A 12,898-nucleotide genomic window follows, 5' to 3' on the forward strand; every position below is an offset into this window, starting at 1 on the left:
GACGATGAGACCTAGGTCCGCCGCTTGGTCGCGGGCGGACGCGAGGCTTCCCTGGGCCCCGGCCTCGGCCATGCCGGTGCGTTGACACTGGCGAGGCTGCTCTCTATCTGAGATAAGGTCGGCGGGCCCAGGTGCCCGCCTAAGTCATTAAAGTATCGAGGGTTTCATGCTACGAGCGCTCGCTCGAAGCCTGTTCGGCACTGCCAACGATCGGGTCGTCAAGAGCTTCGACAAGCCGGTGGCGAAGATCAACGCTCTCGAGCCCGACCTTGCCAAGCTCAGCGACGAGCAGCTGCGCGCCAGGACCACCGAGTTCCGCGAACGCCTGGCCAAGGGCGAGACCCTGGACGATCTGCTGCCCGAGGCCTTCGCCACGGTGCGCGAGGCGGCCAAGCGCACGCTCGGCCAACGCCATTTCAACGTGCAGCTCAAGGGCGGCATGGTGCTGCACCAGGGCAAGATCGCCGAGATGAAGACCGGCGAAGGCAAGACGCTGGTCGCCACCCTGCCGGTCTACCTGAACGCCCTGGAAGGCAAGGGCGTCCACGTCGTGACGGTGAACGACTATCTCGCCAAGCGCGACGCCGAATGGATGGGCCAGATCTACAAGTTCCTCGGCCTCACGGTGGGCGTGATCGTCCACGAGCTGGACGACGGCCAGCGCAAGGAGGCCTACGCCTGCGACGTCACCTACGGCACCAACAACGAGATCGGCTTCGACTACCTGCGCGACAACATGAAGTATCGCCAGGACGCCATGGTGCAGCGGCCATTCAACTACGCGATCGTCGACGAGGTCGATTCGATCCTGATCGACGAGGCGCGCACGCCGCTGATCATCTCCGGCCCGGCCGAGGACTCCTCGGAGCTCTACCGGCGCGCCGACACCGTGATCCCGCGCCTGCAGGCCAGCCACTTCGAGAAGGACGAGAAGAACCGCACGGTCGTCCTGACCGACGCCGGCGTCGAGGCGGTCGAGGATATCCTGCGCGCCGACGGGCTGTTGCCCGAGGGCATCGGCCTCTATGCGCCGAACCAGGTCTCGGTGCTCCACCACGTCACCCAGGCGCTGCGCGCCCACAAGCTGTTCACGCGCGACGTCGACTACATCGTCAAGGACGGCCAGGTCGTCATCATCGACGAGTTCACCGGCCGCATGATGGCCGGTCGGCGCTACTCCGAGGGCCTGCACCAGGCGCTCGAGGCCAAGGAGCATGTCGAGATCCAGCGCGAGAACCAGACGCTGGCCTCGATCACCTTCCAGAACCTGTTCCGCATGTATCCCAAGCTGGCCGGCATGACCGGCACGGCGATGACCGAGGCGGCCGAGTTCGGCGAGATCTACAGGCTCGAGGTGGTCGAGATCCCGACCAACGTCGACGTGGCGCGCAAGGACGCCGACGACGAGATCTATCGCACCCTGGGCGACAAGACCCGCGCCATCGTCAAGCTGATTGAGGAATGCCGCACGCGCCAGCAGCCGATGCTGGTAGGCACGGTGTCGATCGAGAAGTCCGAGGCGCTGTCGGACGAGCTCAAGAAGCGCGGCATCCCGCACAACGTGCTCAATGCCCGCTACCACGAGCAGGAAGCCGAGATCGTGGCGCAGGCCGGCCGGCCCGGCTCGGTGACCATCGCCACCAACATGGCGGGCCGTGGCACCGACATCCAGCTCGGCGGCAACGCCGACATGCTGGTGCGCCAGTCCGAGGCCGAGATCGCCGCCAAATTCCCCGACGAGACCGCCCGACAGGCCGAGTTCGAGCGCGTCGCCGCCGAGATCAGGGCCGAGGTGACGCGCAACCGCGAAATCGTGGTCAAGGCCGGCGGCCTCTACGTCGTCGGCACGGAACGCCACGAGAGCCGGCGCATCGACAACCAGCTGCGCGGCCGCTCCGGTCGCCAGGGCGATCCGGGCGCCTCCAAGTTCTTCCTGTCGCTGGAAGATGACCTGATGCGCATCTTCGGCAACAACAAGGTGCTCGACTGGGTCCAGAAGAAGGGCATGGCCGACGACGAAGCGCTCACCCATCGCTGGCTGAACAAGGCGCTGGAGACGGCGCAGGGCAAGGTCGAGGCGCGCAACTTCGAGATCCGCAAGAACCTGCTGCGCTTCGACGACGTCATGAACAGCCAGCGCAAGGAGATCTACAACGAGCGCATCGAGCTGATGGCCACCGAGGACGTCTCGGAGACGGTGGCCGGCATGCGCCGCGACGTGGTCGACGGGCTGGTGTCGAAGACCATTCCCGAGGGCGTCTATGCCGAGCAGTGGAAGGTGGGCGAGCTCAAGGACGAGGTGCAGCGCATCTTCGGCCTCGACCTGCCGATCGATGCCTGGGCGAAGGAAGAAGGCATCGCCGAGGACGAGATCAAGTCGCGCCTGAACGACGCCACCGACCGCCTGTTCGCACAGCGTGCGGCGCAATACGGGCCGGAAGTCTGGCGCCAGGTCGAGAAGAGCGTGCTGATGCAGCTGTTCGACCAGAGCTGGAAGGAGCACCTGCTGCATCTCGACCATCTGCGCCAGGGCATCGGCCTTCGCGCCTACGGCCAGAAGGATCCGCTGAACGAGTACAAGCGCGAGGCGTTCAACCTGTTCAACGACATGCTGAGCGGGCTGCGCGAGCAGGTCGTGGGCCTGCTGTCGACACTGCAGCTGCGCATGGAGCAGCCGCCGATGCCGGAGATGATGCCGGCGGCGCAGATGCACGAGATCCACGAGGACCCGGCGCTCGCCGCCGCGATGAGCGAGGACCCGGGGTTCGATCCGGCCGACCCGGACGGCGGCGGCGTCGCCACGCTGCACCGGCCGCGCACGAACGCCCGGCAGGCGCGCGATCCCAACGATCCGTCGACCTGGGGCAAGGTCGCCCGCAATGCCGCCTGCCCGTGCGGCTCGGGCAAGAAGTTCAAGCACTGCCACGGCCGCGTCTAGAGCCGCCATTTTCGTGACCTCGGGAACCACGCAATATCGGGAGCCGCGTTCACCCTCCGAGCAACGCGAGCCCGATCACTGCGAGAACCCTGGATCGCCTGTCCACGTATCCCGGCCTCGAGTATTTGTGGATTTCCTTCAATGACCATCGCAAGGACGCGTACGAAAAGGTCATGGCGCTTCCGTACGACAGGACCATCGAGCGCCTCGACCTGATCCACGCCAGGAAGGCAGAGGGAGCATTCACCGTTGGTGTGGTGCTGTCCCGGGTCGGTGACGGATCGGCCGTCGACCACGACTTCTGCCAGTGGGCGAAGGCCAACTATCCGCTGTTCGATCCGGAGATCTTCGCCCGCGGCGAATGGCTGGGGTTGAGTCGGCCGCCTCGGTGTCGCCTCCGAACATCGGCTGCATTCGATGGTTTGACTGGTCCATTGCGGCGACGGGCATCGTTACCATTGCTGCATGGAAAGGCCGAGGATCCGATCGGCGATGCGAGCAAGAGCCGCCTGCTCGAGATCCACAATAGCCCCGAGTAGCGCAGGCTTCGCGAGTCGGCGCTTTCGCGCCTCGAGGTCGATCCCTGTCGGACGTGCAACTTCCTGTGAAGCCCGGTCAACGTTCTGTCGACACGATGAGGATCATCGGGCGTTCGATCTCCGGCGCGAGGCGGGGATCGCCTGTGATCTGATCGGCGGTCGGGGCGAATTCGACGACGCCGCGAAGGGCAAATCCGGCGGCGAGAAGGGTGTTCAGGGTCGTGCCGATCGTGCGGTGATATTTCACGACCCCCTTGGCCAGCCAGTCGGTGACCCGGCGGCCTTCTACGGAATAGCCGTCGACCGGCCAGCTCATGCGGCCGTCATCCGCCCTCGACCAGCCCGGGTTGGCGGGCGCCATGTAGATCGGATGCTCGATGGTGAAGACGAAGCGCGCGCCGGGAACGAGTGCCTGGTGCAACGTCCGCACCAGCCGGCCGAAATCCTCGAGGTAGTGGAAGGTGAGCGAGCTGTAGGCGAAGTCATAGGCAGCCGCCGGCAAGCCGAGCGTCTCGAGGTCGGCGATTCGGTAGGCGACGCGCGCGTCGTTCGTCTCGCGCCTGGCGCGCTCGATCATTCTTTCGGAAAGGTCAATGCCGACGACGTGCGCCGCGCCCTGCTCGGCCGCCCAGCGCGCGAACCAGCCGAAGCCGCAGCCGAGATCGACCACGCGCCTGCCGCGCAGATCCGGCAACAGCGCGCGGATCGCCGGCCACTCGGGTGCGCCGTCGAGCCCGTGTCGGGATCGCGGCAGCCGGCTGTAGCCCTCGAAGAATTCCGCCGTGTCGTAGATGTTCTGTGCCATGTGTCTCTCCATCGGATGGTCGAAGGACGAGGCACGCACCGCAACGCTCGTCCGTTTCCGGCGAGGCTGCGGGTCCGCGACACGCGCTGTGGCCTAGCGCAATCCACTCCCCTGCATCCCGCCTGTTGGGATGCAGGCCAGTCGGGCAACAATGTGGGTGTCCGGCTCGCGCATGCCGGGTTCTTGGCACAGGCTTTGGATTCGGGTCAATGCCCAGCGACGTGTCATGTGCTGGGAGCGCGCCATTCCGATGGCGCTCTTCTCATTGATCACATATCCCATGAGCGCCATCGGAGTGGCGCGCTCCCAACACATGAGCACATGACCTCCGCCTCGTCAGCGCGGAGTGGCAATGTCCACATGGTCGGGCGCAAGGCCCAGCCGGTGGCGCTCGTGCATGATCGAGTAGGCCGCTTCGAGGTGCTTCGCAAAGGCCGTGCTGTCGAACAGCGCCGATGAAGGCCGGTTGGCCTCGACCTTGCGCTTGATTGCCGCCAACGCGTCCGGAACAGTCGCCAGGTCGACCGCGCGCTGCTCGTAGTCTCTAGCCGTGTCGGCAACCAGCTCGGGCACGCCGATGGCTTGCAGCAAGCTGGCGGCCACCCTGCCGGCGAAGGCCTTTCCGATCAGCGTCAGCACGGGCAGCCCGGCCCACAGGGCGTCGCTCGCCGTGGTGTGGGCGTTGTAGGGCAGCGTATCGAGGAACAGGTCGGCGGCGCGATGTCGCGCCAGATGATCGGCGAGCGGGATGCGCTGCGCGAACACCAGTCGATGGCCGTCGATGCCTCTCGCCTCGGCCTCGCGGCGCAGGTTGCGAACGGCCGCGGCGTTGTCCTCGATCAGCCACAGCCGGCTCCCGTCCACCCTCGCCAGGATGCGCATCCAGCTGTCGAACGTCACCGGCTGGATCTTGTAGCTGTTGTTGAAGCAGCAGAACACGAAGCCCTCGCCCAGTCCCAGCTCCTGGCGCGACGGTGTTCGCCCCGATATCGGCTTCCTGCTGTCGTTCACCTGGTAGCAACCCGGCAAGCAGACGACTTTCTCGCTGTAGTGCCGTCGGCTCTCCTCGGGGATGACCACGCCGTCGGCGATGATGTAGTCGATGTGGCGCGTGCCCATCGTCCCGGGATAACCGAGATAGCTCGCCTGCACCGGCGCACAGCGTCCGGCGAAGACCGTCGGCCGGCTGTCCCGCGTATAGCCCTTCAGGTCGATCGCGATATCGATACCGAGCTCCCGCGACAGGCCGACGATCTCGCGGTCGCTTCGCGTGCGGACGTCGACGAAGCGATCGAAGGCAGCCGTCAACCGCCGTCGCATGTCGTCCCGCCGATCGGGGCCGAACGAGAAGGCGATGCAGTCGAAGCGGCTCCTGTCGTGCCTCTCGATGAGCTCGGCGATCAGATAGGCCGTGGCATGGTCGTGGAAGTCGGCCGAGTAGTAGCCGATGCGGATCCTGTCCCGCTGGTCCCGCGCGACGAACGGGCCGGGACTCCCGACGGGGCCGTAGCGCGCTGCCGCATAGATCTCGCTGGCGCGGCGGTGCAGGGCCGGGTCATCGAGGATCGCAAGGGCAATGAACGGAGACGTCGCCCGCTTCCCGCCGGCAATTCCGTCCGCTAGGCTGGCGACGTCGCGTTCGTGGGTCGCCCAATCGCAGGCCTGCCTCCTGGTGTGCAGTTGTTCGCCCAGCAGGAAGTCGGCGCCGGGGTCGAGGGCGAGGGCCTTGCCGTAGCTTTCCGCCGCTGCCTCCAATCGCCCGAGGTCGCGCAGGGCAAAGCCTCGGCGCGACCAGGCCTCGGCGTGGCCAGGGGCCAGGGTGATGGCCTGATCGTAGCCCGCGACGGCATCCTCGAGGCGACCCAGCTCGTAGAGCGCATGTCCGCGACTGCACAGGACGCTGGCGTCCGGTCGGAGGGCAATGGCCCGGTCGTAGGCGGCGACGGCCTCTTGCAGGCGCCTCAGCTGGCGCAAGGCGTTGGCGCGATTGGCATGAAGGGCGGCCTGTGCCGGCCGGAGCGCAATCGCCCTGTCGTAGCTCGCCACGGCATCGTCGAAGCGACCGACGTCGAACAGGACGACGCCGCGGTTCGAATGGGCTTCGGCATGACCCGGCTGGAGCGCAATGAGTCGGTCGTAGGTCGACACCGCTTCGTCGCGACGTCCCATCGCGTAGAGCACGTTGCCCCGGTTGTAGAGGGCGTCGATGAAGGCCGGCGCAAGCGCGATCGCCCTGTCGTAGTCCGCCAACGCCTCCGGCAGGCGACCGAGGTGGTAGAGCGCATTGCCGCGATTGCTGTGCGCCTGCGCATGATCGGGCCGCAGGGCGATGGCCTGGTCGAACCTCGCCAGCGCCCGCTCGGGCGCCTGATCCTCGAGGTCCAGGATCCCGAGAAGATGAAGCACGTCGCAATCTGCCGGTTGCTCGACCAGGATGGCCTCGTAGCGCCGCCGCGCCTCGCCCCGCTGGCCGCGCTGGTGGAAGGCCAATGCCGCTTTCAGTCTCGCATCGAGAGCCACTTTTCCTCCCGTGAAGGTGCGCTGGGGGCGCGCCACTAACGTTGCGCTCATGCTCTTCTGGACCGCGGGCGTCCCGCCCGCTCATGCGTTCTTGCTATCATCCTGAACTTAGCGAGGGATCTCGTCGCCGGAAGTTGCAAAGCACGCGCGCGTCAAGCGGCGAGGAGGTCCTTTCATTCGGCTTCGCCCAGGATAGGCGCTGCGCTCACGACGAAGAAGAGCGGGCGGGACGCCCGCGGTCCAGAAGAGCATGAGCGCCACCTGGAGTGGCGCGCCCCCCGGGGCGCGAACTTTTTCCGATCGCGGGGCGAAAGGTGCGACCCATGGTAACGCTGGCGCAATGATTCTGCTTCGCAAGCGCCATGATTCAGGCACGGCCGGCGTGCTAGAGCAGAACCATGATCGACGTCACCCCTCCCCATGTCGTGCCGCTGGAGGGCGGCTCCAACTTTCGTGACCTCGGCGGCTACCGCACCAAGGACGGCCGCGTCGTTCGCCGCGGCGCCGTCTTTCGCTCGGCCCATCTCGGCAACCTGACCGCGGTCGACCGCTCCGCCCTGGGACGGCTCGGAGTGCGGACCATCGTCGACCTGCGCGGCATCAACGAGGCGGCCGAAACGCCGCACCGGGTCGATGGCGTCGATTGCCGCATCGTCGGCGCGCATATCGAACCCAGGCTCGGCGACAGGATCGTCGCCGCCGTCGCCGATGGCAGTGCGAGCCCTCACCTGATGATGCAGTTTCTGACCGAGCACTATCGCGATTACCCGCACCGCTGCGCACCCGGCTTCCGCACCCTGTTCGCGACCCTGAGCGACGGCGCTCACCGGCCGCTGGTGTTCCACTGCACCGCCGGCAAGGACCGCACCGGCTTCGCCTCGGCCCTGCTGCTGACCCTGCTCGGCGTGCCGTGGGAGACGGTGATGGACGATTATCTGCGCACCAACGAGCTGTGGACCGGCCATATCGGCCGCTACCCCGAGCTCGACATCGACACGCGCGCCGCCATTGTCGAGGCTCGCACGCCCTACCTCGAGGCGGCGTTCGAGGTCGTACGGACCGATTTCGGCGGGCCGGAGCAGTTCGCCGAGCGCGCGCTGTCGCTCGACGGCGCGGCGCGCGAGCGCCTCAGGGCGGATTTGCTGGACTAGCGGTTTCCGCGCTACGCCTTGGCCTCATGTCCGAGGGGCCCATGTCCGAGGCGCGCTACGAAACTCCCGAACCCTTCAAGGTCGACATCCCCGAACGGGCGCTGATCGACCTCGACGAACGCCTGCGCCGCTGGCGGCCGCCCATCGCCATCGCCGACAACGGTTCCTGGACGGCCGGCACCGACCCGACCTTCCTCGCCGACCTGGTCGACTATTGGCGACACGGTTACGACTGGCAGCGCTGCCAGGAAGCGATCAACCGCTGGCCCAACTACCTCGTCGACATCGGCCCGCAGCGCCTGCATTTCATCCGCGAGCCCGGAACGGAGGTCAACGGCGCGCCGCGGCCCATGCCCCTGGTCGTCACCCATGGCTGGCCGGGCTCGATCGTCGAGTTCCTCGGGATCATCGACCGGCTGGCGCACCCCGACCGCCATGGCGCCGACGCCCTCGATGCCTTCGACGTCATCGTGCCGTCGCTGCCGGGCTACGGCTTCTCCGGTCCGCCGATCCGCGATGACGGCAGCGTGGGCCCGATCGGCCCGCGCGCCATCGCCGGCCTGTGGCATCGCCTGGTGCACGAGCGGCTCAACTATCGCCGTCCCTACGGCGTCCAGGGCGGCGACTGGGGCGCCGTCGTTTCCTCATGGGCGGCCTTCGACCATCCAGTGACGGAGGAGAAGGACGAGTGGAAGTCGGGCGTGGCCGGCCTGCATCTCAACATGATGGGGCTGCGGCCGGGCATCGATCTGCGCAAATCGAAGCTCAGCGCGGCGGAATCGGCCTGGCTCGATGCCGTGCGGAACGATCGCGATGACAAGGTCGGCTACCAGCGCATCCAGGCAACGCGGCCGCAAACGCTGGGCGTTGCGCTTGCTGACTCGCCGGTCGGGCTGGCGGCCTGGATCGTCGAGAAGTTCCAGGCCTGGAGCGACTGCGCCGGCAATCCGCTCAACCGATTCTCCCTGGACCTGCTGCTCGACAACGTCATGGTCTACTGGCTGACCGGAACCGCCGGCACGGCGACCTGGCTCTATCGCGGCTTCGCCCGGCAGTCGCCGCACGCCCTGCCCGAGGGCCAGCGCGTCGAGACGCCGACCGGCTTTGCCGCCTTTCCCGCCGATCTCTCGCCGCCACCGCCCAAGGAATGGGTCGAGCGCGCCTTCAATCTGCGCCACTACACGGCAATGCCGAAGGGCGGCCACTTCGCCGCGCTCGAGGAGCCCGCTCTGCTGGTCGACGACATCCGCGCCTTCTTCCGCCCCCTGCGCTTCGGCGCGGCGAACGATTGAGGCTCATGTTCTTCCGGACCGCGGGCGTCTCGCCCGCTCATGAGTCATGACATGACTTGAACGGGCGAGACGCCCGCGGTCCGGAAGATGCGCGCGTCAAGCCAGCGTCGCCGTCGCCTGCGCCGCGATCGTCCCCTTCGGCGTCACCGTCCACAACTCTGCGCCGTTGCCGTCGGGCGTCGGCCGCCCGACCACGTCGAACGGTGCGTTGTCGAACAGCGGTGCGCGGGCGCGCACGGTGAAGGTCTTGATCCGTCGGCCGGGCATCGAATCGCGCAGCAGGTCGAACAGGCATTGCTGGGCGAACGGCCCATGCACCACCAGGCCCGGATAGCCCTCCACCTCCATGCAGTAGGGCTTGTCGTAGTGGATGCGATGTGGGTTGAAGGTGATCGCCGAGTAGCGGAACAGCATCACCGAGCTCGGCGTGATGGTACGCCGCCACGGCACGTCGTTCGGCGCCGCGTCGCGCACCGGCACGCCGCTCCTGGTGCCCGACTTCACCTCCTCGCGGAACACCGTGTTGGCGGCCTCGGTCAGCGCGAGGCCTCGCGGCGTGAAGATGCGGCGCGTCTGGGTTGTGACGATCAGGTTGCCGGTGCTGCCCTGGCGCAGCTGGATGTCCGAAAACTCGATCTCGCGGCGGAGCTTGTCGCCCACTCGGATGTCGCCGTCGAAGGTGAAGGTCGAGCCGGCATACATGCGCCGTGGCATCGGGATCTCGGGCAGCACACCGCCGGTGAAAGCCGCACCATCCTTTCCGAGCTGCGCCGGGCGGGCATAGGAATGCAGGTAAAGCAGATGCCAGCCCGGCGCGATCGGCTCGCCCTCGGCCGGCACCTTGTCCGGCCGGTCGAAGGTGGCGATCATCGCCTTGATCGGCGCCTGGGTAACGACGTCCTCGTCCTCGATCTTGCGGCCGATCTGCTTCTTCAACGGTTGGATATCGACGGTCATGGCGCTTCCCCTCAGGTTGACGCCAGCGTAACCAATCGCGCCATGATTCGCCCAGCCCATCGCCAGGAAATCGCACTCCTGCCGCACATCGAAAACACGGCCGATGAGCGCTACGTGCGCCTTGGCTTGCGCTGCGTGCTGGACATGCCGCCTCACAGCGTCGTTTCCCTCGAAGAGGGCCGGCGGCGAGGCCTGCTCTGGCTTGCGACATCGCCACGCAATCGAGTCGTCGGCTTCGCTCTGATGGCCCTGAGCGGCGGTACCGCCTGGCTCGACCAGCTCTCCGTGCTGCCGCGCTGGCAGGGGCGCGGCCTCGGCACTGCGCTGATTGATCGCAGCGCCCAGCGGGCGCGCGAGCTCGGCCATGACAGGCTTCATCTTTCGACCTATCTCGGCGTGCCGTGGAACGCACCGTTCTACGAGCGACGCGGCTTTGCCTCAGTGCCTCGCGGCGAGTGGCCACGGGCCTTCCGTCTGCAATTCATGATCGAGAACAGCCACGGCCATCCACCGTGGCGGCGCACCATCATGCAGCGGCGCGTCTAACCTCTTACAGCGCGAGCTAGCGGAACGCCGCAGGCGTCATTCGGCGGCGACGGCCAATCCCATCTGCTCGCAGGTCGGGGCGACGTCGGCCACCGTCGCCCGGCGCATGTCGCGGGCGTAGCGCTGGTCGTCGAACTCCATGCCGCGATGCATGGTGCAGCGGTCGTCCCAGATCACCAGGTCGTGGACCCGCCAACGATGGCTGTAGACGAACTGGCGCTGCGTGGCGTGCCGGGTCAGCTCGTCGAGCAGCGCCCGCGCCTCGCCATCCGCCATGCCGCGGATCGCGCCGGCATGGCTCGCGATGTAGAGGCTCATGCGGCCGGAATCCTGCAGCCGGCGCACCAGCACCTGCGGCACCGGTTTGAAGGCCTCGCGCTCGCCTTCGTCGAAGTCCGAGAAGCCGAGCCTGGCGCGCGAGGTCATGATCGAATGCTCGGCGACCAGGCCTGCGATGCGGCGCTTCGTCTCCTCGGGCAGGGCGTCGTAGGCCGCCCGCATGTCGGCGAACTCGGTCTGCCCGCCGATCGGCGGGATCGAGCGGGCGTGCAGCATCGAGCAGTAGGCCGGCACGCGCTTGAACGACGAATCGGTGTGCCACAACCGGTTGCCGAGATTGTAGAGACGCTGGCGGTCGTTGGTCTCGAGGATGCGGTTCTCGACGTCGAGATTGCCGACATCGGCCAGGTTCTCGTGCAGGCGCAGCTTGTGGTCCTTGCGCGCCTTGAACACCGTGGTCTCGAGCGGCCCGAAGTGGCGGGCGAAGTCGAGTTGGCTGTCGTCGTCGAAATGCTGGTCGGGGAAGACCAGCACGGCATAGCGTGTGAAGGCAGCACGAATGGCGGCAAGATCGTCGGCGGCAATCGGTCGCGCGAGATCGACGTCGCCGATCTCGGCGGCGAAACTCTCGGTGATTGGCTGGACGGTGATGGCCACGGGCTCCTCCTGATTCCTCCCGACTCCGTGTAAGGCCGTGATTGGACCACCGAATGGTCGAGGCCGCAAATGCCTTTGCCTCGGTTCCGCGGCGGGAGGGCTCGCGATGCGAATTTTCGGTTTTGCGCTGGCGCTGCTCATCGCCGTTCCAGCCGCCCTGCCTATCCGCTGGCCTACAAGCGCGCCGAGTGGTGGGACAAGCGCGAAGGGCCGCTCGCCAACCCCGACGTAACCTATCCCGACTACCCGGACGGACCGGCGGCCTTCGCCTGCACGCGCAATTTCTGCTCGCTGCCGGTCACCGATCCCGCCGCCATCGCCGGCCAGCTCGATCACTTGCAGCGCGCCGCGGCGAGGTGATTCGCTATACTGGGGCCATGATCGAGAAGCAGGAAGTCCAGGAAATTTTTCCGACCCCGTTGTGGATCGTGGACCTGCAGCCCGCCGCCGCGGTGTCGCTCAATGCAGCGCTCGGCGCCGAGATCGAACGGCTGATCGCCCCGCGCCCGAAAATTCCCGCCGGCAGCAACTGGCAGACCCCGCAGGACCTGCACACGCGGCCGGCCTTCGCCGAGTTCGTGAAGCTGGTTGAGATGGCGGCGCGGGGCGTCACGCGGTTCCTGCAGGTCGACCAGTATCCGATGGCCATCACGGGCTGCTGGGCCAACGTCAATCCGCCGGGCGCCTATCACCCGATGCACCATCATCCCAACAACTACTTGAGCGGCGTCTATTACGTCCGGATACCGGCACCCGGCTCGCAGATCATCTTCCAGGATCCGCGCGGCCAGGCATCGATGATCATGCCCAAGCCGCGGCAATACACGCGGCTCACCGCAAACGGCGCCAACGCCCAGAGCAAGGAAGGCCGCCTGGTGATCTTCCCGGCGTGGCTGAAGCACACCGTCCCCGCCAACGACGGCCAGAGCGACCGCATCAGCATCTCGTTCAATCTCATGTTCAAGAACTTCAGCGAGACCATGGCCGCACCCCTGTGGGACGCGACGGCGGGGAAAACCGGGGGGTAGCTCATTCTCCTCCCCAGCTTGCTGGGGAGGTGTCGCCGTCATACGGCGACGGAGGGGTCATGTGCCGGGAGCGCATCACTCATAGGCGCCAACTTTATCGAAAGAACGCGTCATGCGCTGGGAGCGCGCCACTCCGATGGCGCTCTTCTTGATGGTTACACACCCCATGAGCGCCATCGGAGTGGC

At 66.9% G+C, this 12,898-nt stretch carries 11 protein-coding genes; 7 read left to right on the forward strand and 4 right to left on the reverse strand.

The genetic code is table 11. The features are described 5' to 3' along the window. Positions 1-166 precede the first annotated feature (166 nt). Together secA and AB7O82_RS20035 are read left to right on the forward strand one after the other, a co-directional pair. The gene (gene secA, locus AB7O82_RS20030) at positions 167-2,938 is read left to right on the forward strand and encodes a preprotein translocase subunit SecA (RefSeq protein WP_428541315.1); all 2,772 of its coding nucleotides are present in this window, start codon (positions 167-169) and stop codon (positions 2,936-2,938) included. 173 nt (positions 2,939-3,111) lie between these two features. Beyond that, positions 3,112-3,477, forward strand: coding sequence for a hypothetical protein (locus AB7O82_RS20035; protein ID WP_428541312.1), 366 nt, complete (start codon positions 3,112-3,114; stop codon positions 3,475-3,477). A gap of 76 nt (positions 3,478-3,553) precedes the next feature. Here AB7O82_RS20035 and AB7O82_RS20040 read toward each other — a convergent pair whose 3' ends face one another. Both AB7O82_RS20040 and AB7O82_RS20045 read right to left on the reverse strand, forming a co-directional pair. After that, positions 3,554-4,282 carry a class I SAM-dependent methyltransferase gene (locus tag AB7O82_RS20040; RefSeq protein WP_428541309.1) on the reverse strand — a complete coding sequence of 243 codons (729 nt, stop codon included), beginning with the start codon at positions 4,280-4,282 and terminating at the stop codon, positions 3,554-3,556. A 336-nt stretch (positions 4,283-4,618) separates the two neighbouring features. Further along, entirely contained in the window at positions 4,619-6,802 is a 2,184-nt protein-coding gene (locus AB7O82_RS20045) for a tetratricopeptide repeat protein (RefSeq protein WP_428619992.1), read from the reverse strand. Positions 6,803-7,200: 398 nt separating this feature from the next. Between AB7O82_RS20045 and AB7O82_RS20050 the strand changes: the two genes are divergently transcribed. Beyond that, positions 7,201-7,953 carry a tyrosine-protein phosphatase gene (locus tag AB7O82_RS20050; protein WP_428541303.1) on the forward strand — a complete coding sequence of 251 codons (753 nt, stop codon included), beginning with the start codon at positions 7,201-7,203 and terminating at the stop codon, positions 7,951-7,953. 41 nt (positions 7,954-7,994) lie between these two features. Then, positions 7,995-9,245: an epoxide hydrolase family protein gene (locus AB7O82_RS20055; RefSeq protein ID WP_428541300.1), complete on the forward strand. Its 1,251-nt coding sequence runs from the start codon at positions 7,995-7,997 to the stop codon at positions 9,243-9,245. 96 nt (positions 9,246-9,341) lie between these two features. On the opposite strand, the gene AB7O82_RS20060 is transcribed toward AB7O82_RS20055, so the two are convergent. Beyond that, a complete protein-coding gene (locus tag AB7O82_RS20060; RefSeq protein WP_428541297.1) occupies positions 9,342-10,202 on the reverse strand; it encodes an FAS1-like dehydratase domain-containing protein in 861 nt (286 codons plus the stop codon). Between the two features lie 42 nt (positions 10,203-10,244). On the opposite strand from AB7O82_RS20060, the gene AB7O82_RS20065 reads away from it, so the two are divergent. Then, on the forward strand, positions 10,245-10,748 hold the full coding sequence (locus tag AB7O82_RS20065) for a GNAT family N-acetyltransferase (protein ID WP_428541294.1): 504 nt from the start codon (positions 10,245-10,247) through the stop codon (positions 10,746-10,748). Positions 10,749-10,784: 36 nt separating this feature from the next. On the opposite strand, the gene AB7O82_RS20070 is transcribed toward AB7O82_RS20065, so the two are convergent. Then, positions 10,785-11,684, reverse strand: coding sequence for a TauD/TfdA dioxygenase family protein (locus AB7O82_RS20070; RefSeq protein ID WP_428541291.1), 900 nt, complete (start codon positions 11,682-11,684; stop codon positions 10,785-10,787). Positions 11,685-11,753: 69 nt separating this feature from the next. On the opposite strand from AB7O82_RS20070, the gene AB7O82_RS20075 reads away from it, so the two are divergent. Both AB7O82_RS20075 and AB7O82_RS20080 read left to right on the forward strand, forming a co-directional pair. Continuing rightward, on the forward strand, positions 11,754-12,044 hold the full coding sequence (locus AB7O82_RS20075) for a hypothetical protein (protein WP_428541288.1): 291 nt from the start codon (positions 11,754-11,756) through the stop codon (positions 12,042-12,044). Beyond that, positions 12,041-12,712, forward strand: a complete 672-nt coding sequence (locus AB7O82_RS20080) for a TIGR02466 family protein (RefSeq protein WP_428619993.1) — start codon at positions 12,041-12,043, stop codon at positions 12,710-12,712. Before AB7O82_RS20075 ends, AB7O82_RS20080 begins: the two co-directional genes overlap by 4 nt. The last annotated feature ends 186 nt before the right edge of the window (positions 12,713-12,898 follow it).

It is taken from the genome of Reyranella sp. (assembly GCF_050185545.1).
Taxonomy (GTDB): domain Bacteria; phylum Pseudomonadota; class Alphaproteobacteria; order Reyranellales; family Reyranellaceae; genus Reyranella.